This window comes from Streptomyces sp. NPDC028314, from assembly GCF_055565795.1.
This window is the reverse complement of record NZ_JBVHTP010000023.1, coordinates 27,994-51,032: the sequence shown is the minus strand read 5'-3', so window position 1 is coordinate 51,032 and position 23,039 is coordinate 27,994. Positions and strand designations below refer to the sequence as shown.

Annotated in this window: 20 protein-coding genes and 1 pseudogene; 5 read left to right on the top strand and 16 right to left on the bottom strand. The window is 72.0% G+C overall.

Annotated features, from left to right (window positions below; all coding sequences use genetic code 11):
• Positions 1-830 precede the first annotated feature (830 nt).
• From cobT to ACZ4TG_RS36150, 7 genes and pseudogenes are all read right to left on the bottom strand, one after another.
• Positions 831-4,193 (bottom strand): nicotinate-nucleotide--dimethylbenzimidazole phosphoribosyltransferase, encoded by a 3,363-nt coding sequence (cobT, locus tag ACZ4TG_RS36180; RefSeq protein WP_468171986.1) that lies wholly within the window; start codon positions 4,191-4,193, stop codon positions 831-833.
• Between the two features lie 237 nt (positions 4,194-4,430).
• On the bottom strand, positions 4,431-5,645 hold the full coding sequence (gene cbiE / locus ACZ4TG_RS36175; protein WP_468171983.1) for a precorrin-6y C5,15-methyltransferase (decarboxylating) subunit CbiE: 1,215 nt from the start codon (positions 5,643-5,645) through the stop codon (positions 4,431-4,433).
• Positions 5,646-5,713: 68 nt separating this feature from the next.
• Positions 5,714-6,394 carry a GNAT family N-acetyltransferase gene (locus ACZ4TG_RS36170; RefSeq protein WP_468171980.1) on the bottom strand — a complete coding sequence of 227 codons (681 nt, stop codon included), beginning with the start codon at positions 6,392-6,394 and terminating at the stop codon, positions 5,714-5,716.
• 176 nt (positions 6,395-6,570) lie between these two features.
• Positions 6,571-7,434: a MetQ/NlpA family ABC transporter substrate-binding protein gene (locus tag ACZ4TG_RS36165; RefSeq protein ID WP_468171977.1), complete on the bottom strand. Its 864-nt coding sequence runs from the start codon at positions 7,432-7,434 to the stop codon at positions 6,571-6,573.
• A 119-nt stretch (positions 7,435-7,553) separates the two neighbouring features.
• Positions 7,554-8,222, bottom strand: coding sequence for a methionine ABC transporter permease (locus ACZ4TG_RS36160; protein ID WP_468171974.1), 669 nt, complete (start codon positions 8,220-8,222; stop codon positions 7,554-7,556).
• Positions 8,219-9,298: a methionine ABC transporter ATP-binding protein gene (locus ACZ4TG_RS36155; RefSeq protein ID WP_468171971.1), complete on the bottom strand. Its 1,080-nt coding sequence runs from the start codon at positions 9,296-9,298 to the stop codon at positions 8,219-8,221. Before ACZ4TG_RS36155 ends, ACZ4TG_RS36160 begins: the two co-directional genes overlap by 4 nt.
• 378 nt (positions 9,299-9,676) lie before the next feature.
• A pseudogene (locus ACZ4TG_RS36150) lies at positions 9,677-9,946 on the bottom strand (HAD-IA family hydrolase); the annotation flags it as partial.
• Between the two features lie 106 nt (positions 9,947-10,052).
• Here ACZ4TG_RS36150 and ACZ4TG_RS36145 point away from each other — a divergent pair.
• Both ACZ4TG_RS36145 and ACZ4TG_RS36140 read left to right on the top strand, forming a co-directional pair.
• Positions 10,053-10,421 (top strand): hypothetical protein, encoded by a 369-nt coding sequence (locus tag ACZ4TG_RS36145; RefSeq protein WP_468171968.1) that lies wholly within the window; start codon positions 10,053-10,055, stop codon positions 10,419-10,421.
• Between the two features lies 1 nt (position 10,422).
• Positions 10,423-10,854, top strand: coding sequence for a hypothetical protein (locus tag ACZ4TG_RS36140; protein WP_468172218.1), 432 nt, complete (start codon positions 10,423-10,425; stop codon positions 10,852-10,854).
• A 12-nt stretch (positions 10,855-10,866) separates the two neighbouring features.
• Here the strand turns inward: ACZ4TG_RS36140 and ACZ4TG_RS36135 are convergent, their stop codons facing one another.
• The 3 genes from ACZ4TG_RS36135 to ACZ4TG_RS36125 form a co-directional block, all read right to left on the bottom strand.
• Entirely contained in the window at positions 10,867-11,373 is a 507-nt protein-coding gene (locus ACZ4TG_RS36135; RefSeq protein ID WP_468171965.1) for a GNAT family N-acetyltransferase, read from the bottom strand.
• Between the two features lie 37 nt (positions 11,374-11,410).
• Positions 11,411-11,914: a sigma-70 family RNA polymerase sigma factor gene (locus tag ACZ4TG_RS36130; protein WP_468171962.1), complete on the bottom strand. Its 504-nt coding sequence runs from the start codon at positions 11,912-11,914 to the stop codon at positions 11,411-11,413.
• Between the two features lie 172 nt (positions 11,915-12,086).
• Positions 12,087-13,244 carry a glycerophosphodiester phosphodiesterase gene (locus tag ACZ4TG_RS36125; RefSeq protein WP_468171959.1) on the bottom strand — a complete coding sequence of 386 codons (1,158 nt, stop codon included), beginning with the start codon at positions 13,242-13,244 and terminating at the stop codon, positions 12,087-12,089.
• Positions 13,245-13,552: 308 nt separating this feature from the next.
• On the opposite strand from ACZ4TG_RS36125, the gene ACZ4TG_RS36120 reads away from it, so the two are divergent.
• Positions 13,553-14,182 carry a lysophospholipid acyltransferase family protein gene (locus tag ACZ4TG_RS36120; protein ID WP_468172216.1) on the top strand — a complete coding sequence of 210 codons (630 nt, stop codon included), beginning with the start codon at positions 13,553-13,555 and terminating at the stop codon, positions 14,180-14,182.
• Positions 14,183-14,185: 3 nt separating this feature from the next.
• On the opposite strand, the gene ACZ4TG_RS36115 is transcribed toward ACZ4TG_RS36120, so the two are convergent.
• From ACZ4TG_RS36115 to ACZ4TG_RS36105, 3 genes are all read right to left on the bottom strand, one after another.
• The gene (locus tag ACZ4TG_RS36115; RefSeq protein ID WP_468171956.1) at positions 14,186-15,658 is read right to left on the bottom strand and encodes a membrane-associated oxidoreductase; all 1,473 of its coding nucleotides are present in this window, start codon (positions 15,656-15,658) and stop codon (positions 14,186-14,188) included.
• Between the two features lie 69 nt (positions 15,659-15,727).
• Complete coding sequence (locus ACZ4TG_RS36110) at positions 15,728-17,272, bottom strand: MFS transporter (protein WP_468171953.1); 1,545 nt, start codon at positions 17,270-17,272, stop codon at positions 15,728-15,730.
• Positions 17,269-17,820, bottom strand: a complete 552-nt coding sequence (locus tag ACZ4TG_RS36105; RefSeq protein ID WP_468171950.1) for a TetR/AcrR family transcriptional regulator — start codon at positions 17,818-17,820, stop codon at positions 17,269-17,271. Before ACZ4TG_RS36105 ends, ACZ4TG_RS36110 begins: the two co-directional genes overlap by 4 nt.
• A gap of 95 nt (positions 17,821-17,915) precedes the next feature.
• Between ACZ4TG_RS36105 and ACZ4TG_RS36100 the strand changes: the two genes are divergently transcribed.
• Positions 17,916-18,431 (top strand): HAD domain-containing protein, encoded by a 516-nt coding sequence (locus ACZ4TG_RS36100; RefSeq protein ID WP_468171947.1) that lies wholly within the window; start codon positions 17,916-17,918, stop codon positions 18,429-18,431.
• A gap of 121 nt (positions 18,432-18,552) precedes the next feature.
• Here ACZ4TG_RS36100 and argH read toward each other — a convergent pair whose 3' ends face one another.
• Both argH and ACZ4TG_RS36090 read right to left on the bottom strand, forming a co-directional pair.
• Positions 18,553-19,983: an argininosuccinate lyase gene (gene argH, locus ACZ4TG_RS36095; protein WP_468171944.1), complete on the bottom strand. Its 1,431-nt coding sequence runs from the start codon at positions 19,981-19,983 to the stop codon at positions 18,553-18,555.
• A 134-nt stretch (positions 19,984-20,117) separates the two neighbouring features.
• A complete protein-coding gene (locus ACZ4TG_RS36090; protein ID WP_468171941.1) occupies positions 20,118-21,311 on the bottom strand; it encodes an argininosuccinate synthase in 1,194 nt (397 codons plus the stop codon).
• Between the two features lie 148 nt (positions 21,312-21,459).
• Between ACZ4TG_RS36090 and ACZ4TG_RS36085 the strand changes: the two genes are divergently transcribed.
• Positions 21,460-22,146, top strand: a complete 687-nt coding sequence (locus ACZ4TG_RS36085) for a L,D-transpeptidase family protein (RefSeq protein ID WP_468172213.1) — start codon at positions 21,460-21,462, stop codon at positions 22,144-22,146.
• On the opposite strand, the gene ACZ4TG_RS36080 is transcribed toward ACZ4TG_RS36085, so the two are convergent.
• A complete protein-coding gene (locus tag ACZ4TG_RS36080; RefSeq protein WP_468171938.1) occupies positions 22,133-23,008 on the bottom strand; it encodes a hypothetical protein in 876 nt (291 codons plus the stop codon). The genes ACZ4TG_RS36085 and ACZ4TG_RS36080 overlap by 14 nt on opposite strands.
• Positions 23,009-23,039: the final 31 nt, after the last annotated feature.

The window sequence follows — 23,039 nt, the reverse complement described above, 5'->3', positions numbered from 1 at the left end:
CTGTCCCGTGCCGGGCCGGGCCGGTTTGCAGCTCGGCCGTTGCCCTGGCCGGGCGGGTGGCGGGGTTCGGGGCGTCCCCGCTACCCCGGGCTGGTTTGCAGCTCGGCCGTTGCCCTGGCCGGGCGGTTTCCGGGGTTCGGGGTGTCCCCGGTACCCCGGGCTTGATCTGCTGCTCGGCTGCTGCGTGTCGCCTCAATCGCCGGCGGGGCTGGGGTGGTGGGTCGGTGCCGTGTCCGGGGCGGGGTGTCGTCCGGGGCGGGCATGATTTATGGCGCCCGTTCAGAGATTCATGAGTTCGGGCTTCTGTGCGCCACAAATCACGTTTTAGCCCCGGTCGACACCCCACCCCGGCCCCGTCACCGACCCAGGTGGTCGGATAACTGTCCCCCACCGCAGGGGCTGGGCTTCGTGGCCGGGGGCGGTGTCGGGGTGGGGTGTCGTCCGGGGCTAAAACGTGATTTGTTGGCGCCCTGCACCGCCCAGCAACTGGGGGCTCGGATCAGGCGCCATAAATCATGCCCGCCCCGGACCACACCCCACCCCGGCGGCGCCCCCGGCACCCCGCCCAACCCGCAGCCAAACCCAGCCCCGCCGGCGCTTGAGGCGACCCGCAGCAGCCGAGCTGCAAACCAAACCCCGCCCCGCAGGGGCAGCCCGACCCCCGCCCGGCCAGGGCAGGGGCAGCCCGAGCCCCGACCAACACCCGGCCAGGGCAACGGCAGCCGAGCTGCAAACCGGCCCGGGGTACCGGGGACACCCCGAACCCCGACCAAAGCCCGGCCAGGGCAGCGGCAGCCCGGGCCCCGACCAACGCCCGGCCAGGGCCACGGTTACTTTTCCGTGACCCCCGCCGAGTCGAACGTGGCGACCTCGTGCATCGCGCGGGCCGCGCTCTGGACCAGCGGGAGGGCCAGCAGGGCGCCCGTGCCCTCGCCGAGGCGGAGGTCCAGGTCGACCAGGGGGCGCAGGCCGAGCTTGTTCAGGGCCGCCACGTGGCCCGGCTCCGCGCTGCGGTGGCCCGCGATGCAGGCGGAGAGGGACTCGGGAGCGATGGCACGGGCCACCAGCGCGGCCGCCCCGGCGCTGACGCCGTCCAGGATCACCGGCGTACGGAGCGAGGCGCCGCCCAGGAGGAGGCCGACGATCGCCGCGTGCTCCAGGCCGCCGATGGCCGCGAGTACGCCGATCGGGTCCGCCGGGTCGGGCTGGTGGAGTTCCAGGGCGCGGCGGACGACCTCGACCTTGCGGGCGTGGGTCTCGTCGTTGATGCCGGTTCCGCGGCCGGTGACCTCCGCCGGGTCGACCCCGGTGAAGACCGAGATCAGGGCGGCGGAGACGGTGGTGTTCGCGATGCCCATCTCGCCGGTGAGGAGGGCCTTGTTGCCCGCGGCGACGAGGTCGCGGGCGGTCTCGATGCCGACCTCGATGGCCGCGATCGCTTCCTCGCGGGTCATGGCCGGGCCGGTGGAGAGGTCCGCCGTGCCCGGGCGGATCTTCCGGGGAAGGAGGCCGGGGGTGGCGGGCAGGTCGCCCGCGACGCCGACGTCGATGACGCAGACCTCGGCGCCGACCTGGTTGGCGAAGGCGTTGCAGACCGCGCCGCCGCCCAGGAAGTTGGCCACCATCTGCGTGGTGACCTCCTGCGGCCAGGGGGTGACGCCCTGGGCGTGCACCCCGTGGTCACCGGCGAAGATCGCGACGGCCGCGGGCTCCGGGATCGGCGGCGGGCAGACCCGGGAGAGGCCACTGAGCTGGGCCGAGATGATTTCGAGCATGCCCAGTGCCCCGGCGGGCTTGGTCATGCGCTTCTGGCGCTCCCAGGCTTCGCCCAGGGCCTTCGCGTCGAGCGGGCGGATGCTGGCGACCGTCTCGGAGAGCAGGTCGTGGGGCTCCTCGCCGGGCAGCGCGCGGCGTCCGTACGTCTCCTCGTGGACGACCCAGGACAGCGGGCGGCGCTGCGACCAGCCGGCCTGGGCCAGCTCGGGCTCCTCGGGGAACTCGTCCACGTACCCGATGCAGAGGTACGCGACGACCTCCAGGTGCTCCGGCAGGCCCAGCTCGCGCACCATCTCGCGCTCGTCGAAGAAGCTGACCCAGCCGACGCCGATGCCTTCGGCGCGGGCGGCGAGCCAGAGGTTCTCGACGGCGAGGGCCGAGGAGTACGGGGCCATCTGCGGCTGGGTGTGACGACCGAGGGTGTGGCGGCCGCCGCGCGTCGGGTCGGCGGTGACGACGATGTTCACCGGGGTGTCGAGGATCGCCTCGATCTTGAGTTCCTTGAACTGCTTCGCCCGGCCCTTGGGAAGGGACTTGGCGTAGGCCTCGCGCTGGCGCTGGGCGAGCTCGTGCATCGTCCGGCGGGTCTCGGCGGAGCGGATGACGACGAAGTCCCAGGGCTGGGAGTGGCCGACGCTGGGGGCGGTGTGGGCCGCCTCCAGGACGCGCAGCAGCACCTCGTGCGGGATCGGGTCGGAGCGGAAGCCCTTGCGGATGTCGCGGCGCTCGCGCATGACGCGCTGGATGGCCTCGCGCTCGGCCTCGCCGTACCCGGGGGCCGGCTCGCCGGCGGAAGCGGCGGGGGCGGCGGGCTCGGCCTGCTCCAGCACCTCGGGGGCCTCGACGGGGGCGGGTTCGAGGGCCTCGACCGGTGCGGGCTCTGCCGCCTCGGGCTCGGCCGGGACCGGCTCCGCTGCCTCGGCGGCGGGCTCGGCGGCCTGAACCACCGTTTCTGCGGGTACGGGCTCCGGCTCCGGCTCCGGCTCGGCGGGAAGTTCCACGGCCACGGGGGTCTCGGGGGTCTCGGGGGTCTCGGCGACCGCCGGAACCTCGACCGGCTGAGGGGTCTGCGGCACGGCCGGCTCCACGGACTCCGCCGCGGGCTCGGGCTGGGGCTCGGGCAGGACCTCGGCCTCGGCGGCAGGCTGCGGCTCCGCAGCGGCGGCGACGGGCTCCACGGGCTGCGGGGCTTCGACGGCTTCGGGGGCCTCGGCGGGCTGCGGGGCTTCCACGGGCTCGGCCACGGCCGCAGGCTCGGGCTGCGGCTGAACGGGCTCGGGCGCGGCCACCGGCTCCGCCGCCTCGACCGGCTGCACGGGCTCGACCGGCTGCGCGGGCTCCGCCGTCGGCTCGGGCTGCGCCGCCGTGACGGGCTCCGGGCCGGGCACGGCCTCGGGCTGAGCTGCGGGCTCCGGCTGGGCCGCGGGCTCGGGCTGGGCGGCGGCTTCCGGCTGGGCCACGGCCTCCGGCTGAGCCGCGGGCTCGGGCTGAGCCGCAGCCTCCGGCTGGGCCGCCTCTACGGGCTGCGGCTGAACGGGCTCCGCCTGAACGGGCTCCGGCTGAACCGGCTCCGGCTGCGCGGCCTCGGCGATCGGCTCCGCCGTCCAGGGCGCGCCCGCCTGCGGCGGGATCTCGCCGAGCTGCGGCGGGGCCTGGGTCATGACGGCCTCGGCCCGCGGGACGTCCAGGTACTCGGGGCCCGTGGTCGGCGGGCCGGCCTGGCGCATCGGCATCGGCGTCGGCGGGGTCTGCGGGGCGGCCGCCGGCGCGGGGGCCTGGGCGGCGACCGGCGAAGCGGCCGGGCCCCGGTCCGCGAGGGACCGTACGACTCCCCCGGCCTCGGGCACGGGCGGGCCCATGTGCAGGGGCCGGCGGGGCGGGGTCACGGGAGCCGTGGGGGCCATCGGGGCGGCCGGCGGGACCATGAGGCCGCCGAGGTCGAGCGCGCCGGAGTCACGGCCGCCGGCCTCGTGCGCGCCTGCGCTGTAGAAGGGCTCGGGGTGTCCGGCGTCGGGGAACGCGCCGGGCTGCGCGGGCGCGGGGAACCCCTGGTCCGGGAAGCCGGTGAACGCGGGATCGGCGTACGCGGGGGCTGCCGCGGGGTCGGCGAAGGAGGGTGCCGCGGGCTCGGGGTAGCCGGCCGGCTGCGGGTAGTCCTCGTAGGCGGGGGCCGGCTCGGCGGGGAACGCCGGCGGCGGGACCAGCTGCGGGTCGCTCCACGCGCCCTGGCCGCTCGGCATCAGCAGCAGTTCCTCGTCCTCCGGCTCGGCCGGGTTGTCCACGAGGTCCTGGAAGGCGTAGCCCGCGGGGGCCTGGGGCGCTGCGGGCGGCGGGACCGGAGCGGGGATGCTCTGCTGATCCACCATGCCCGCATTGTCCGGGTGACCCTCGCCCGGGACCTGGCCGGTGTCAGTCATGCGTACCCCTCGCCCATCGGTGTTGCCTCTTCGATCGCCCGGCGCCCTCATGACCAACGAGCGGAGTCGCCGTGCGTCGCGTTCGCCTCACGCCCGCCCGCACAACGACTACTGAGCATTGTCGCGGTCGGCGGCCACCGTGTCGGCCAGAAACCAGCACGGTCTGTTGTGGACTGCGCCACGTCGCGCGTCCGGTGGGGCGGTACGACGATCGATCAGCCTACCCCGGCCTCCGCGTCAGGTCCTGTCCGGGCGGTTGGCGGGGCGTTCGCCGGCCAGCAGGAAGACGACGGAGCGGTCCTGTTCGGTCCAGGTGCGGGTGTCGAGGCCCACGGACTGGAGGAGCGCGCACTCGACGGCGTACCCGTGTTCGGTGAGCGTACGGCCGATGGCCTCGGCCTCGTCGCGGGTGGAGGCGTGGCTGACGATCCGTTCGGGACGCCGGTCGGCGACGGCGGCGACGACTTCTGCTCCGCCGCCGCCGACGCGGACGACGTCGGGTTCGGGCAGGTCTTCGAGTACGTGCGGGGCGCGGCCGGCCACGACCTGGAGCTGGACTCCGCGCGCGCGGGCGGCGGCGGTCACGCGTTCGCAGGCGCGGGGGTCGGCGTCGACCGCGATGACGGCGGCGCCGAACGCGGCGGCTTCCACGGCGAGCGCGCCGGAGCCGGAGCCGATGTCCCAGACGAGGTCGCCGGTGCGCGGGCCGAGGCGGGCGAGCTGTGCGGCGCGCAACTGGGCCGACTCCCCTTCCGCGGTGCCGGGCTGCGGCCGGGCCCAGCCCCGGGCGCCGGTGAGGCCGGGGCCCTGGCCGAGCAGCCATCCGGGGTCGGCGGCGGCGCCTTGTGCGGCTCCGCCGATGACGATGACCACGTTGGGGTCGCGCCAGGTGTGGTCGGCGGCCCGGTCGGAGGTGAGGACGGTGACCCGTTCCCGGTCGGTGCCGAGTTCCTCGCAGATGACGAAGGTGCGGTGGATTCCCCCGAGGAGCAGGGCGAGTTCGGCGGGGCCGGCGCCGGGTGAGGTGAGTACGGCGACCTTGCCGTGGGCGCGGCAGACGTTGACGGCGCGGCGCAGGGTGCGGGGGTGGGCGACGACCACCTGGGCGTCGTCCCAGGGCATTCCGGCGCGGGCGAAGGCGGCGGCCACGGCGGAGACGGCGGGGACGACTTCGACTTCGAGGCCGTGTTCCGGGGCGCGCAGGGTGCGTACGACTCCGAAGAAGCCGGGGTCTCCGTCGGCGAGGACGACGGCGGTGCCGCGGTGGCCGGCGATCCGGCGGGCGGCGAGGCCGAGGCTGCCGAGGCGGATGCGTTCGGCGGTGGGCGGGATCTCGGGGAGTGCGAGGTGGTGGGCTGCGCCGGCCACGAGGGTGGCGGCGGAGAGGGCGGAGCGGGCGGCCGCGGTCAGCGGCGAGCCGTCCCAGCCGATCACCGTTACCCGGTCGGCCATCGTCGTCGGTCTCCTGGTGTGGGGGCAGGCGCGGGGTGCGGGCACGGTGAGACTACCTGGTCATCGGGTCATTTCCAGTCGCTCGATACGGCGTAGCCGCTCGCGTCGGCGCGCTGTCCGAACTCGTATTCGTCGCCGTAGCCGGGGTATCCGTCGTAGCCCTCGGATTCGTCGAGGTCCTCGGGGACGAGGCCCCAGACGATGAGGTCGCTGCGGGTCTCGGTCCAGGTGCCGGCCGTCGTCTGGGTGCGCACTATGCAGGCGTTGCGCAGGACGCCTTCGCTGATGCAGCCGATCTTCTGGGCGACCTGCTGGGAGGCCGTGTTGTCGGCGGCGGTGCGCAGTTCGAGGCGTTCGAAGCGCTGGTCGCGGAAGAGCCACTGGGCGATGGCGAGTACGGATTCGCTGGCGTAGCCCTCGCCGCGGGCCCAGGGGGCGGTGACGTAGCCGACCTCGGTGGTGCGGGTGCGCCAGTCGGTGTTCTGCAGGTGGACGATGCCGACGAGGCGCTGGGTGAGGAACTCGGTGACGGCGAGGACGATCCCGCGGCCCTCGGCGCGCTCGTCGTGGGACTCGCGGGTGGCCCAGCGGTGTGCGTCGGCGTGGGTGTAGGGGTGCGGTACGGAGGTCCACGCGGTGACGTGCTCGTCGTTCATCATCTCGGCGAGCGCGGTGACGTCCTCTTCCTCGAAGGGGCGCAGTACCAGCCGGTCCGTGCTGATGGTGACGTCCGGGAAGGTGGTAGTCATGCGCAGCTCCATGCCTGAGACCGTGGTGCGACCGTGTTGCGGGACCGTTTGTGCGGGTCGTAGGCCACAGCATGCAGCATGGGCCGAGGGATGTGCAGGGCCGGGTTGCCCGGAAGCGGGCAGCGGTCGGCCCCGCACGCCGAGGGGGGCGTGCGGGGCCGGAACACCGCGGCGGGTCAGGCCTTCGGGGCGCCGAAGGCGGGGATGACCGAGCCCTGGTACTTGTCCTCGATGAACTTCTTGACCTCGTCGGAGTTCAGGAGCTTGGCGAGCTTCTGGACGCGCGGGTCGTTCTGGTTGCCGTCCTTGACCGCGAGGAAGTTGGCGTAGGGGTTGCCCTCGGCCTTCTCCAGGATCAGGGCGTCCTTGGCGGGCGACAGGTTGGCCTCGATGGCGTAGTTGCCGTTGATGATCGCGGCGTCCACGTCGTTCAGGGCGCGCGGGACCGTGGCGGCCTCCAGCTCCTTGAACTCCAGGCCCTTCTTGTCGGTGATGTCGGACAGCTTGGCGCTGGTGCCGACGCCCTCCTTGAGGGTGATCAGGTTGTTCGCGGCCAGCAGCTGGAGCGCGCGGCCCTCGTTGGTGGTGTCGTTGGGGACGGCGACGGTCTGGCCGGCCTTGATGTCACCGATGGCCTTGATCTTCTTGGAGTAGAGGCCGAGGGGCTCCAGGTGCACGTTCACGACGGGCACGATGTGGGTGCCGTTCTTCTTGTTGAAGTCGTCGAGGTACGGCTTGTGCTGGAAGTAGTTGCCGTCGACCTGGCCCTGCTCGGTGGCGGTGTTGGGCAGGACGTAGTCCGTGAACTCCTTCACCTCCAGCTTGAGGCCTTCCTTCGCCGCGAGCTTGTCCTTGACGAAGTTCAGGACGTCGGCGTGCGGGCTCGGGGAGGCCGCGATGACGAGCGGCTTGCTCTCGTCGACCTTGCCGCCGTCGGCCTTGGTGGAGGACGGGTCCGAGGAGCTGCCGCAGGCGGTGAGGCCGAGGGCGAGCGCGGCGGAGGCGGCGGCGAAAGCGGTGAGCTTGATGTTCTTACGCACGAAGAGTGCCTTTCATTGCTTGCAAGTGCGCGGGTCGTGCGCTGGTCTTGCGGGGTGGTGGCCCAAGCACGACAAGTGCGGGCTCTCTTGAGGGGTGGGTCTGGGGGGTCCGTGACCGCTCAGGCTGTCCGGCCGCGGCGGGCGAGGACGCGTACCACGCCGTCGCCGATCAGCTGGATCACCGTGACGAGGGCGATCAGGATGACGACGGTGGCGACCATGAAGCCGGTCTCGAAGCGCTGGAAGCCGTACGTGATGGCCTTGGAGCCGAGTCCTTCGCCGCCGACGGCGCCCGCCATGGCGGAGTAGCCGATGAGGGTGATCACGGTGGTGGTGACGCCGGCGATCAGGGAGGGCAGCGCCTGGGGCAGCAGCACCTTGCCGACCAGGGTCGGGACGCCGCCGCCCATGGATTCGACGGCCTCGATCAGGCCGTGGTCCACCTCGCGGACGGCCGTCTCGACGAGGCGGGCGTAGAAGGGGATGGCTCCGATGGCGAGCGGGACGATCATGGCGGTGGGGCCGATGAAGGTGCCGACGACCGCGGTGGTGACCGGGATCAGGGCGATCAGCAGGATGATGAACGGCAGCGAGCGGCCGACGTTCACTATGACGCCGAGGACCTTGTTGAGCGGCCGGTTCTGGAGCAGGCCGCCGGTGTCGGTGAGGACGAGCAGGATGCCGATGGGCAGCCCGCCGAGGACGGTGACCAGGGCGGACCACAGCACCATGTACAGGGTGTCGTACGTGCCCTGGGTGAGCAGGGGCTGCATTTCGGACCAGGTCACTTGGCACCATCCTTGACCAGTGCGTCGGTGTCGGCGTCGGCGAGCGCGTCGACCGCGGCTTGTACGTCTTCGGCGTCGTCGACCACGTCGACCTGGAGGCCCTGCTCGCGCAGGAAGCCCACCGGGACCACGTTGTCCTCGTAGCGGCCGGGCAGCTCGATCCGCATGCGGCCGATCTGCTTGCCTGCGACGGTGTCCATCGCGGCGCCGAGGATCGAGATGTCGATGTTGTACGTGCGCGAGAGCTGGGAGATGACCGGCTGGGTCGCGGCTTCGCCGTGGAAGGTGACGTCGATGACCGTGCGCTCGGGGCCGGTGGCGGAGCCGCTGACCGGGAAGAGCTCGGCGGCGAGCTCGGAGCCGGGGGTGGCCAGCAGCTCGGAGACGGTGCCGGACTCGATGATCCGGCCCCGCTTCATGAGCGCGGCGGAGTCGCAGACGGTCTTGACCACGTCCATCTCGTGGGTGATCAGCAGGACCGTCAGGCCGAGCTGCTGGTTGAGGTCGCGCAGCAGCTGGAGGATCGAGCGGGTGGTCTCGGGGTCCAGGGCGCTGGTGGCCTCGTCGGAGAGCAGCACCTTGGGGTCGCCGGCCAGGGCGCGGGCGATGCCGACGCGCTGCTTCTGACCGCCGGAGAGCTGGCCGGGGTAGGCCTTGGCCTTGTCGGCGAGGCCCACGAGGTCGAGGAGTTCGGAGGCCTTGCGGGAGCGCTCGCGGCCGGAGATGCCCAGGATCTCCAGGGGCAGCTCGATGTTGGCCTGCACGGTGCGCGAGGACAGCAGGTTGAAGTGCTGGAACACCATGCCGATGCGGCTGCGGGCCTCGCGGAGTTCCTTGCCGGCGCGTCGGCCGCGGCCGGCGAGGGCGGTGAGGTCGACTCCGTCGACGGTGACCGTGCCGGTGGTGGGGCGCTCCAGCAGGTTCACGCAGCGGATCAGGGAGGACTTGCCGGCGCCGCTCTGTCCGATGACTCCGTAGACCTCGCCCTCGCGGACGTGCAGGTCGACGCCGTCCAGGGCGGTGACCTCGCGGCCACGGGACTGGTAGACCTTCGTGAGGCCCGATGTGGTGATCACAGGAATTCCGTCGCTGTCGAGTGCACGGCGCAGCGGTGTGCCGGGCACGGGGCAAACATCTGGGGACGCGATACGGGTCGGACCATCACGAAGGGGTGATGGCGACGCGTGCGCGGGGCAGGAGCGTTCCGGGTGTCACACGGTGGTGCCGGACGGGGCTCGGCCGGTCTCGCTTCGGGGCGCGAGACTGCTGGGAGGGGGCCCTCAGAAGGCGCACATTCGACACATACAACGAGCACCGGGCGTCATCGTCGCCTCGGTCGCAAGGGTGCGGCTGCTCGTCGTGGTCATGGGCCCCAGTAAAGCAGACCTCTCGCGTCACCGATCAATGCTGTCCGGATAGCGGACGAATTCCGACCGCATTACGGACAACATCGGTCAGCTCCGGCCGTCGGTCCCGAGGGTCAGACCGCCTCCACTGACCTGCACCGACACGGCCGAGAGGTCCAGTACGACCACGTCCGCGTCGAGCTCGGCGGCGGTGTGCGTTGTGGTCAAGGCCACGGTCCGCATCCCGGCCGCGCGGCTGGCGGCCAGCCCCGCCGGAGCCTCCTCGAAGACCACGCAGCGGGCCGGATCGGCGCCCAGCCGGGCCGCGGCCGGCAGGAAGGGCTCGGGGTCGGGCTTGCCGCGGGTGATGTCGGCGGCGGGGCGGCCGGGGAGCTCGACGGCCGTGAAGGCCTCCGCGGAGATCCCGTAGCCCGCTCCCAGGGGTGAGCGCATCGGGTCTTTCGGCCCGTAATACCCTCGCTGCATGCTCGACGCCCTGACGGTCGCCATCGGTGTGGCCGCACTCGCCCTCGCCGCCTGGTGCGGTTTCGCCGCGCTGCGGGACCAGCCGACCAAGGACTGGCACTTCATCGGCATGGCCGTGGTGACCGTACTGGTCCTGGCCCAGCTGGTGATCGGCCTGGTGAAGCTGGGCGGGGGCGAGAAGCCCGACGAGGGCACGGTGATCTTCGTGGCCTACCTGCTGGGCGCCTTCGCGTCGGTGCCGGCCGCCGGGATGCTCTCGCTGACCGAGCGGACCAAGTGGGGCTCGGTGACCGTGGCAGCCGGTGCGGTGGTCCTCGCCGTGCTCGAAGTACGCCTCTACGACATCTGGGGAACCACCGGTGCCTGATCTGCCCGACACCGATTCCGCCACGGCCCCGACGCCCGTGGGACGCGAGCGGCTGGTCTCCGGTCCGGGGCTGCTGCTCGTCTGGCTGTACGGGGTGATCACGGTCGGCGCGGTCTCCCGCTCGCTCTACCAGATCTCCACCGAGTTCGACCGGGCTCCGCTGGCGTACTCGCTGTCGGCCGTGGCCGCGCTGGTGTACGCCTTCATCACGTACTCGCTGGTGCGGGGCGGGGAGACGGCCCGCAAGGCGGCGCGGATCTGCTGCGCCGCCGAGCTGACCGGCGTACTGGTCGTGGGCGCCTGGACGGTGCTGAACCCCGACGCCTTCCCCGACGCGACCGTCTGGTCGAAGTTCGGGATGGGCTACCTGTTCATCCCGGTGATCCTGCCGATCACCGGGATGCTCTGGCTGCGCACCGGGCGCCGGCCCTGAGATGACAGGGGGTCAGGCGCTGACGGCGAAGTCCGCGGCGCTCTTGGCTTCCTTCTCCAGGATCACCAGCTGGACGCCGTCGGAGGCGGTGCGGTCACCGACCCGGACGTAGCCCGCCTTGCGGTACAGGCGCAGGTTGGACTCGCTCTTGTGGCCGGTGTGCAGCCGGAAGCGGCTGGTCTCGCCGTCGCCCGCGAGGGCCACCTCGACCGCGCGCAGCAGCCGGGCGCCGAGCCCGTGGCCCTGGAGGCGGGGGTGGACGCAGAGCTTGGCGATCTTGCCGGTGCCGTCCTCGTCCACGTTGCCGCGCACCGTGCCGACCACCTCGTCGCCGAGCCGGGCCACCAGCACGGTGTCCGTCTCCAGCTCCGATTTCAGGGAGTCGAGCGTCTGGGTGAGCGGCTGGATGAGGTAGTTGCCGTACAGCTCGGCTTCGCGCTGGAACGCCAGATACTGGAGCTTGAAGATCTGCTCCGCATCCTCGGCGGCCGCTGCCGAAATGGTCACGCTCATGCCCATGTGCGCATGCCTCCCGCTCACCTGGTAGCCCGTTGGTCTACCGCTCCTTTCCCCGCAGGCCAGGAGCCGCAACCTCTGCAGCCAGCATTCTGCGCAGACATCCCAGGCAACGGGAACGCACGGGTCCCAAACTTCCTTGTGAGATACCCAACTCTCCTGCGATTTCACGGTAAGTGAGGTCCCTGGGCGAAAGAAGTGCCCCTATCAGTTCCGGACAGCGTCCGGGCAACCGGGCGACGGCCGATCGGAGGACCCGGTTCTCCTCGCCGTGCAGGGCCGCGTCCTCCGGTTCCGCGCCGGCGCTGCCGGGCCGGGCTCCGTAGGGGACTTCGCGGCGGGCCCGGCGGCGGGCTCCGCGGGCCTCGGCGCGCACCGCCCGGCGCAGCCAGCTCGCGCGGTCGGCCGGTGCGGGGACGGGGCCGCGCTCCAGCAGCCTGACCCAGACGGCTTGTTCCAGGTCGGCCGCGTCCACTCCGGCGGCCGGGGCCTCCGCGGCCGCCTCGGCGGAGAGCAGCGGTCCGAGTTCCTTCAGCAGGTCCATGCCGGGCGGGACGCGGGGGCCGCGTCCGGCGGTTTCCCCGCAGGACGCAGCACACTCGTACGAGAAACCCGGCGCGGACGTTGACGCGGACGGGAGCTGCCGCGGCGCCGGTCGGGTCCCCCGGCCGCGCCCGCTCGGCGCCCCGGGCCGGCCGGGCCGGGCCAGGCCCGGGCTAGGCCTTCGGCCTGCGGCCCGGGCGGAAGGCCTCGGCGGCGAGCAGCCCGGTGTCCGGGTTGTCGGTGAAGATTCCGTCGATGCCCAGTTCGAAGTACCTCCGGAAGGCACCGAAGGCGTCCCCGTACGCGGCCGGGTCGACGCCCTTGCGGTACTCGGCCGGCAGGAAGCTGTTCTCGTTGCGCGCGGTGTAGGGGTGCAGGACCAGCCCCCGCGCGTGGGCGTCGCGCACCAGCGTGGTCGGGGCGCCGAGCCTGCCGTCCGCGTCGCGCGGCACGATCAGGTCGAGGGTGGGGCCGATGCCCTGGGCGAAGCCTGCGATCCACTTCAGGCCCTCGGGCTTGACCAGGTCGGCGACCGTGCGCGGGTCCTTGGCCAGTTCGAAGTCCCAGGGCCGGGTGTTCGCGGCGGACAGCAGCACCACACGGGGCGCGGAGACCAGGCGGGAGAGCCGCTGGATGCTGGACGGTTCGAACGACTGGAGGAATAGGGGCGCGTTCCGGCCGTCGCGGCCGTACCGGCGCAGCAGTTCGGCCAGCGGCTCCTCCAGGCCGAGGCCCAGGGCCCGGAAGTAGCTGGGGTGCTTGGTCTCCACGTGCAGCCAGACCCGCTTGCCGCGCCGCTTCCCTTCCCGGTCGGCCCAGCGCAGCACCTCCTCGAAGGTGGGGACCGCCCACCGGCCGTCGTACAGCGTGTTGCGCTGGCGGACGGCGGGGATACGTTCCTTCGCGCGCAGGGTCTTCAGCTCGGCGAGGGTGAAGTCCTCGGTGAACCAGCCCGTGACGGAGACCCCGTCCACCGATTTGGTGGTACGCCGGGACGCGAACTCGGGGTGGTCCGCGACATCGGTCGTACCGCCGATCTCGTTCTCGTGGCGGCAGACCAGATGGCCGTCCCTGGTGGGGACCAGGTCCTGTTCGATGACGTCGGCGCCCAGGTCGAGCGCGAGCTGGTAGGAGCCGAGCGTGTGCTCGGGCCGGTAGCCGCTGGCGCCCCGGTGGCCGATCACGGTCGGGAAGGGGAGCTCCCGGTAGCCGCCTTCGCGGCCGGCGCCCGCCGCGGCGGCGGTTCCCCCCGAGAGTCCGGCGATCCCGCCGCCGGCCGCCAGGACGGCCGCCCCCAGGACCGTGCGCCGCGCTGCCCCACCCTGCGTCATGAGTGCCACTCCTGATTCTGAAGGGGTCCGCGGTCCCGGAACGCCTGATGTCCCGGTGTCACGCGGCCCGCAATCGGCGTGCCGATCGTAGAATTGAACGGTGACCGGGAGGGGGTGGCGGGCGGAACATGGCGGAAACGTGCGTCAACACTGCGTATCCGACACGTGAACCCGATGTGCGATCAGTGGTGACCCGCGAGTATCGTCCTCACCTGCACTACCAGCGTGTGGTGCGAGACCCGCTTTTCGATGCCGGAGGGCTCACGTTGTTCCGTACCGCGCTCATCAAGGCCACCGTCGGACCCGTCATGCGGCTGATGTTCCGCACCAAGGTGGAGGGCATCGAGAACATTCCGGGCACCGGAGCGGTGATCCTGGCGGGCAATCACCTCACCTTCATCGACTCGATGATCCTGCCGCTCGTGTGCGACCGCACGGTCCACTTCATCGGCAAGGACGAGTACGTGACGGGCAAGGGCCTCAAGGGCCGCCTCATGGCCTGGTTCTTCACCGGTTCCGGCATGATCCCGGTCGACCGTGACGGCGCCAACGGCGGAGTCGCGGCACTGATGACCGGCCGCCGCGTGCTGGAGGAGGGCAAGATCTTCGGCATCTACCCCGAGGGCACCCGCTCCCCCGACGGCCGGCTCTACCGCGGCCGCACCGGCGTCGCCCGCCTGACCCTGATGACCGGCGCCCCCGTGGTGCCCTTCTCGGTCATCGGCACGGACAAGCTCCAGCCCGGCGGCAAGGGCATGCCCCGCCCGGGGCGGGTCACCATCCGCTTCGGCGAGCCGATGGAGTTCTCCCGCTACGAGGGCATGGACCGCGACCGCTACGTGCTGCGCGCCGTCACCGACTCGGTGATGGCCGAGGTCATGCGGCTGTCTGGCCAGGAGTACGTGGACATGTACGCCACCAAGGCGAAGGCCGCCTAGCTCCTACTGCCGCTGGAGTGCCCGGCTGACGCCCGCCGCCGTCGTGGTGGCGAGGACCCAGCCGGTCACGATCAGCAGGTACGACAGCCACTGGTACCAGCCGCTCGGCGCGAAGGCCGCCTCCTGGCCGAAGCCGATGATCGGCAGCATCAGGTCGAGCGTGTAGAAGACCGGGTTGAAGTCCGGCGCCTCCCCCGCCTTGATCGGGCGGGGCGGCCGGAAGCCGTACGCGACCCACCCGGTCAGCAGCAGCGCGAGCAGCCAGCCCGCCGCCCGCAGGGGCCGGAAGCCGTAGCCGACCGTGACGTCCTGGAGGAGCCCCCACACGCGGGCGTGCCGGGGCTGGGTGCGCCGGTGGCGGCGCAGCTTGGCGAGCTGGACGGTGCGGGCGGCGGCTTCGTCGCCCGCCGTCCGGTAGGCCGCGGCGAGCTGCTCGTAGGCGTACGGGAGGTATCCCGACTCCTCCCGCTCCAGGGCGGGCAGCCGCTGCTCGGCGGGGAGGTGGGGGGCGAGGGTGCGGTAGCTCAGGCCGTCGATGCGGATCTTCTCCGGCCAGGTCTCGGTCGGCATGTGCAGCAGGTCGAACTGGGAGCGGCGCAGGCTCACCACGCCCTGGATCGTGTCGCAGGCGCTCAGCCACAGCTCGCCGACGACGCAGCTGGAGGCGCGCAGGGCGATCCCGCCGGGGTTGTTGAAGGCGGCGCGGCCGAGGTAGAGCTGGCCCGGTATGCGGGAGCCCGTGAGGTTGACCAGGCCGTGGGCCTCCAGCCGATGGCCCCGCAGGTCGGTGCCGACGGTCAGGTTCTCGGCGTGCAGCGCGATGCCGCCGGGGGCGAGCAGGCGGGCGTCGTCGAGGTTGATCTGTCCGCCGACGGTGGTGCCGTTGATGCGGGTCTGGCCGTGGACGGTGAGCCCGGTCGCGACCACGTCGGTGCCGATGTCGGCGTGGTTGAACTGGAGCGGGGCCTCGTCGGTCTCGTCCGCCCCGGGTACGCCGATCGTGGTCCCCCGGAGGAACAGCCCGCCGGTGATCCGGGCGCCCGCGAGCCGCACCGGTCCGGTGATGCGGCAGCAGGAGAGCCGCAGGGTGAGGTCGATGCTGAGGGTGGATGCCGTCAGGCCCGGCAGTACCGAGTCCGAGAGGACGACGGCCCGCAGCTGGGCCCCGTAGAGGAGGGGCTTGCGCTCGAACCAGCAGGCCCGCAGCCGGACGCCGTGTTCGACGATGGCGTATTTGAGGTTGAGCTTGCCGACGATCCGGGCGCCCTTGACGTTGAGGCCGGGGACCAGGCCCGGCGCCCTCGTCCCGCTCAGCAGCAGGTGCGTGAGCACCTCCGCGCGCAGGGTCCGCTCGGGACCCCAGCCCCCGCCCTCGGCGACGTCCTCGTCGGGGTCCGGCTGGAAGTCGACCCGCTCACCGCGCGGGAAGGCCTCCCACACGCGGCGTTCGGCCGGGGTCAGATCATTGATCTCCATCGCGGGGATGGTGTCCTGAGCTGCGACGGACTGTCAACTCCGCTCAGGACACCCTCCTTTGGCTGGGCGTCAGTGCTCGATGCCGTCCTGGAGCTCCTGTCCCCTGAGCAGGAACCAGGCGGCCGCGGCGGTGGCCAGCAGGACGGCCGCGCCGACCCCGGAGGCGAGCCGCAGGCCGTCCACGAAGGCCTCCTGGGCCGCGCCGACCATCGTCTGGGCGGTCTGCGGGTCCAGCGACTTGGCCGCTTCGACGGCGCCGCCGAGTGATTCGTGGGCGGCGTCGGCGACCGGGCCGGGGACGGACTCCGGGGCGGTGAAGCTCTGGTAGACGCCGGTGACGACGGAGCCGAGCAGGGCGATGCCGAGGGCGGCGCCGAGTTCGTACGCGGTCTCGGAGACGGCCGAGGCCGAACCGGCCTGCTCCTTGGGCACGCTGGACAGGATGACGTCGGCGGTGACCGTGAAGGAGAAGCCCGCGCCGAGGCCCACGGCGAGCAGGGCCGCGCCGAGCAGCGGGTAGCCGCTCTCCTTGTGGATCAGGGTCAGCGCGGCGAGGGCCAGGCCTATGGCGGCGAGTCCGCCGGTCACGATGCCCCGTACCGAGTACCTGCGGGCGTACCTGCCCGCGACCAGGCCGGTGACCACGGCGCCGATGGCGGCGGGCAGTTCGGCCAGGCCCGCCTCCAGCGGCTCGCGGCCCTGGACGAGCTGGAGGAACTGGGAGAGGAAGAAGACCAGTCCGGACAGTCCGAAGACGGTGAGCAGGTCGGCGAGTACCGCGCCGGAGAAGCCGCGGTGCTTGAAGAGCCGCATGTCGAGGAGCGGGGCGGTGAGCGTGAACTGACGGCGTACGAAGGTGTAGAGCGCGCCCCCGCCGAGGACGGCGGCGGCCCAGACCTCCCAGGTCGGTCCGTGGGTGGCGACTTCCTTGACGGCGTAGACCACGCCGATGATGCCGACGAGGGAGAGGCCGACGCTCAGGAGGTCCCAGGGGCCGGCGACCGGGTTCTTGGACTCGGGCAGCAGCTTGATGCCGACGAGGACCAGGGCGATCATCACGGGCAGGTTGATGAGGAAGACCGAGCCCCACCAGAAGTGCTGGAGCAGGGCTCCGCCGACGACCGGTCCGACGGCCGCGCCGGCCGAGGCGGTGGCGCCCCAGATGCCGATGGCGAGGCTGCGTTCCCTGGGGTCGTGGAAGATGTTGCGGATCAGCGCGAGGGTGGAGGGCATCAGGGTCGCGCCCGCCACGCCGAGGAGCGCCCGCGCCACGATCATCATCTCGGGGCTGGTCGCGTAGGCGTTCAGGACGGACACGGCGCCGAAGGCCGTCGCGCCGACGAGCAGCAGCTTCTTGCGGCCGATGCGGTCGCCGAGGGAGCCCATGGAGACGAGCAGGCCGGCGATGACGAAGGAGTAGATGTCGCCGATCCACAGCAGCTGGGTGCCGGACGGCTTGAGGTCCTCGCTGAGGGAGGGGGTCGCGAGGCCGAGTACGGTGGCGTCGACCGCGACCAGCAGCACGGCCAGGACGAGCACGGAGAGCGCGAGCCAGCGCCCCGGGCTCTTCGCCTCCGTCCCCTTCTGCCTGCTCAGCTCTTCGGTACGGCTCATTTCTCCACACTCCGTCTTGCGCCACCGAGCAGCAGCTCGATGATCATGTACTGAAAGTCCTTGGCCGCGACCCGGCCGTCCATGACGGCCCAGGCGCAGGTGCCGATGAGCCCGTAGAGGGCCTCGGTGAGCCAGGCGGGGCTCAGGTCGATCCGGATGTCGCCCTGTTCCTGGCCGCGACGGAAGAGTGCGCTCACGCGGGCGTCGAGGCGGGCCCAGCCCTCGTGGACCTGGTCGCCTTCGAACAGCTGGTTCTCGGTCACCAGGAAGGCCAGCAGCTCGGCGTTGGGCTCCGCCTCGGCGACGAGGCGTCTGAGCGCGTCGACGGCCGTGCCCTCGTCGAGGCGGGCGTTGTCGAACGCCACCTCGAACTCGCGGATCCCCAGTTCCTCCAGGGCCCGTACGAGGGCGTCGCGTCCGGCGAAGTGCCGGTGGAGGGTCGCGCGGCCGATTCCGGCGGCGCGCGCGACCTCGTCCATCGTCGCGGTCGATTTGCGGGAGAGCAGGGCCGCGGCATCGCGGAGCACCTGGTCACGGTCCATGGCCATGAGACAACCATAACCCGAATGAGACATCTCTGTCTCATCGAACTCATCGAAATTAATCAGCTGCCCTTCGGGGCGAGGAAAGGAATCCTTCCGACATGAACCACAAGCCACTGCTGCTGATCGACGTGGACGGCCCGCTGAACCCGTACGCGGCCAAGGCCCAGCGGCGCCCGGACGGCTACGGCACCCATCGGATGCGGCCGAAGGGCTGGACGGAGGCGGAGAGCGCCAAGCCGCTGCGGGTGTGGCTCAACCGCGGCCACGGCGCGGAGCTGCTCGCTCTGGCGGACGCGTACGAGCTGGTCTGGGCGACGACCTGGAAGGACGAGGCGAACGACTGGATAGGCCCGCACCTGGGCCTGCCGCGGCTCCCGTTCATCGACTGGCCGCAGATGCACGGCCGGGCGCCGCGCGGCACCTTCTGGAAGACCCAGTACATCCTGGAGTACGCGGGGAACCGGCCCTTCGCCTGGATCGACGACGACATCACGGCCATGGACCACGAGTACGTCGACCAGTACCACCCGGCCCGGACGCTGCTGCTCCGCATCGACGAGCGGATCGGCCTGACCCGCCCGGACTTCGACCGGCTGGCACAGTGGGCGGCGTAGCCACCCTGCGCGGCGGCGGCGACCGGCCGTTCTCCAGCACCGTCGTCCGCTGATCCCCCGGACACGCCGGAGGGGCGGTACGGGCCGGCGCGGGCCCGTACCGCCCCTCCGGGCGCGGCGGCTACTGCTTGTGGGTCGCCCAGGCGTGCTGGATGACCAGGTCGGCCTTCAGCTCGGTGAGCTGGACCGCGACCGCCGAGGGGGCGGTGCCGCCGCGGCCGTTGCGGGAGGCGAGGGCGCCCTTGACGTTCAGGACGGTGCGGACCTCGGGCGTCAGGTGCTCCGAGATCTTCGCGAACTGCTCGTCGGTGAGCTCCTCCAGCTCGATGCCGAGCGCCTCGCACTCCTTGACGCACTCGCCGGCCACCTCGTGCGCCACCCGGAACGGCACACCCTGCTTGACCAGCCACTCCGCGATGTCGGTCGCGAGGGAGAAGCCCGCCGGAGCCAGCTCCTCCATCCGCTCCCGGTTGACCGTGAGGGTGGCCATCATGCCGGTGAAGGCGGGCAGCAGGACCTCAAGGGTGTCGCAGGAGTCGAAGACCGGCTCCTTGTCCTCCTGGAGGTCGCGGTTGTACGCGAGCGGAAGGGCCTTGAGGGTGGCGAGCAGGCCGGTCAGGTTGCCGATGAGGCGTCCCGACTTGCCGCGCGCCAGCTCGGCGATGTCCGGGTTCTTCTTCTGCGGCATGATCGACGAGCCGGTGGAGAAGGCGTCGTGCAGGGTCACGAAGGAGAACTCCTTCGTGTTCCAGAGGATGATCTCTTCCGCGATCCGGGACAGGTTGACCCCGATCATCGCGGTGATGAAGGCGAACTCGGCGACGAAGTCACGGGAGGCCGTGCCGTCGATCGAGTTGCCGACCGAGCCCCGCTCGAAGCCCAGGTCGGCGGCGACGGCCTCGGGGTCCAGGCCCAGCGAGGAGCCGGCCAGCGCGCCCGAGCCGTACGGGGAGACCGCGGTCCGGGTGTCCCACTGGCGCAGCCGCTCGGCGTCCCGGGACAGGGACTGCACGTGGGCCAGTACGTGGTGGGCGAAGAGCACCGGCTGCGCGTGCTGGAGGTGGGTCCGGCCCGGCATGGCCACGTCGGCGTGTGCCTCGGCGAGGCCCACCAGGGCGTCCTGGAGGTCGGCGATCAGCCCGCCGACGATCCGGCCGTGGTCGCGCAGGTACATCCGGAAGAGGGTTGCCACCTGGTCGTTGCGGGACCGTCCGGCGCGCAGCTTGCCGCCGAGGTCGGCGCCGAGCCGCTCCAGCAGGCCCCGTTCCAGGGCGGTGTGGACGTCCTCGTCGGCGACGGTGCCGACGAAGGATCCGTCGGCCACATCGGCTTCGAGCCGGTCCAGACCGGCGATCATGCGGTCGAGCTCTTCGGCCGTGAGCAGGCCCGCCTTGTGCAGGACGCGGGCGTGGGCACGGGAGCCGGCGATGTCGTACGGCGCCAGACGCCAGTCGAAGTGGACGGACGCTGACAGCTTGGCCAGCGCCTCCGAAGGGCCGTCGGCGAACCGGCCGCCCCAGAGCCGGACGTCACCACCGTTGTTGCTGCTCACAGCTGCTGCTCCTCAAGACTGCATGGCTTGGATGTGCTCCGGCCTCCCCGCCGCGGAGGTAACGGGGAGGCCGGCTTCGTACTGCGTGACGGCCCGACGGCGTCGTGACGGCCTGACGGCCCAACGACTCAGGCTCAGGCGAGGTCGCGCCGTGCGGCGATCTTCGAGGAAAGACCGAAGATCTCGATGAAGCCCTGGGCCTTGGACTGGTCGAAGGTGTCGCCCGAGTCGTAGGTCGCCAGGTTGAAGTCGTACAGCGATTCGTCCGACTTCCGGCCGGTGACGACGGCGCGGCCGCCGTGCAGGGTCATCCGGATGTCACCGGTGACGTGCTGGTTGGCCTCGTTGATGAAACCGTCCAGGGCCCGCTTGAGCGGGGAGAACCACAGGCCGTCGTAGACCATCTCGCCCCAGCGCTGCTCGACCTGCCGCTTGTAGCGGGCCAGCTCGCGCTCGACCGTGACGTTCTCCAGCTCCTGGTGGGCCGTGATCAGCGCGATCGCGCCGGGGGCCTCGTACACCTCGCGGGACTTGATGCCGACGAGGCGGTCCTCGACGATGTCGATCCGGCCGATGCCCTGGGCGCCGGCGCGCTCGTTGAGCTGCTGGATCGCCTGGAGCACGCTGACGGGCCTGCCGTCGATGGCGACCGGGACGCCCTCCTTGAAGGAGATGACGACCTCGTCGGCCTCCCGGGGGGTGGCCGGGTTGGCGGTGTACTCGTAGATGTCCTCGATCGGCGAGTTCCAGATGTCCTCCAGGAAGCCCGTCTCGACCGCGCGCCCGAAGACGTTCTGGTCGATGGAGTACGGGGACTTCTTGGTGGTGGCGATCGGGAGGTTCTTCTCCTCGCAGAAGGCGATGGCCTTGTCGCGGGTCATGGCGTAGTCGCGGACCGGGGCGATGCACTTGAGGTCGGGGCCGAGGGCGGCGATGCCGGCCTCGAAGCGGACCTGGTCGTTGCCCTTGCCGGTGCAGCCGTGGGCGACGATCGAGGCGCCGTGCTTCTTCGCGGCGGCGACCAGGTGCTTGACGATGGTCGGCCGGGAGAGGGCGGAGACCAGCGGGTAGCGGTCCATGTACAGGGCGTTCGCCTTGATCGCCGGCAGGCAGTACTCGTCGGCGAACTCGTCCTTGGCGTCCGCGACCTCGGCCTCGACCGCACCGCAGGCGAGGGCGCGCTTGCGGATGACGTCCAGGTCCTCGCCGCCCTGGCCGACGTCCACGGCAACCGCGATGACCTCGGCACCCGTCTCCTCGGCGATCCAGCCGATGGCGACAGAGGTGTCCAGGCCGCCCGAATAGGCGAGTACGACGCGCTCGGTCACGGGTTTCTCCTTACGGTGCATTCAGCGACAGGCATAACTATGCACTGCTCCGTATGTTTCGTCAATCGAGGGGGGTGGCTGCGACGGGGTGAGCCCACGGCCTGTCGGCCCCTCCCGGCCCCTTCCTGCCCGTACCGTCTGACGGGTGCTGCGTACCGCTCTCCTCGCCGGTTCCCTGCTCGCCGCCGGCCTCCTGTGGCCCGGCCCCGCGCCCCTGCCGGCCCGGCTCGCCGACACCGGCGGCGGAAGCCAGCTGATCACCGCCGTCGCCCCCGGGCCCGGGTCGACGACCGGGCTGCTGACCTGGTGGGACCGGCGCGCGGGCCACTGGTACGAGGCGGGCAGCGCGCCCGCACGCTTCGGGGCGAACGGCCTGACCGAGGGCTCGACCAGGGTCCAGGGCACGAACACCACGCCGGCCGGCCTCTACGGGCTCCCGTACGCCTTCGGCATCGCGCACGCGCCCGCCGGGACCGAGTACCGCTACCGGCGGGTGACGGAGCACTCCTGGTGGTGCCAGGACAACGCCTCCCCCGACTACAACCGCTGGGTGGAGCCGCTCCCCGCCGGATGCGCGCCGGGCGAGGCGGAGCACCTGGTCTCGTACGAGCAGCAGTACGCGTACGCCATGGTGCTGGACTTCAACTACGACCGGCCGGTACGGGGCCGTGGCGCGGGCATCTTCCTGCACGTCAACGGCAAGGGTGCGACGGCCGGTTGCGTCTCCGTGCCGGAGAGGGCGATGCGCGAGATCCTGCGCTGGGCCGACCCCCGGCGGCGCCCGCACATCGCGGTCGGAACGCAGGACGGGCCGCTCGCCGTCACCCGTTACTGACCTCTCCGTCCTCGGGCCGGTGCCGGTAGGCGTCCGCCCACCAGAACTCGTCCTCGTCGTCGTCGAGCCAGTCGGCCTCGTCGTCGTCATCGTCCTCGTCGGCCCCGCGCCACCTGCTGCGGTCCCCGACGCTCCTGAGCACGTGGAAGCGCTGCTGCTCGTCCAGCGCCGCGAAGGCGGGATGGACCTCGGCGCGTATCCGGTCCCCCAGCGGGTCCCCGCAGTCCGTCCGGGCACGGACCGCCTTTTCGGCGTCTTGGGCGAACCAGAGCAGGCCCAGGCCCAGGGCGGTCACCACGGCGGCCGCCCATTCCAGGGGGCCGTCCGGGCGGGACACCACCAGCAGCTCGGCCGCCGCGATCCAGCCGGTCACCAGCAGGACGACGCCCACGCAGCCGCAGCAGGCCGGCAGCCGCGGCCGGGCCTCGGGCATGCGCGGTATCGGGGGCAGCAGGGCCTCCCGCTCGCTGCGGTGGGCGGCGCTCAGCACCAGGTACTCCTCGTCGCCCCACTGGATCCAGCCGATCGACACCGGCTCGGGATCGTGGCGGCGTACGGCCTCCAGCAGGGCGGCGGGCACCGGGTGGGCGGGGGTCCTGGCGGGATCGCGGCCCGCGTCCGTGAGGCGCACCGCTCCTTCGGCGTCGATGTCGAGGTAGCCGCCGAGGAGCAGTTCGGCGGCCGCCGCCCCGGACGCCTCGGCCTTCATCCCGGCGACGTCGTACGGCTCCAGCTCCAAGGCGGCGACCAGCGCGAGGATCTCGCGGCGGACAGCCGAGCGGCGCCGCCACCGCAGGCCGATGGGCCCGTACACGGCGGCGGCCACGGTGAACACCGATGCGGCGAGGACGAGTTGAAGCACGCCCCGAGGCTACGTGCGCGGGCCCCGGGTC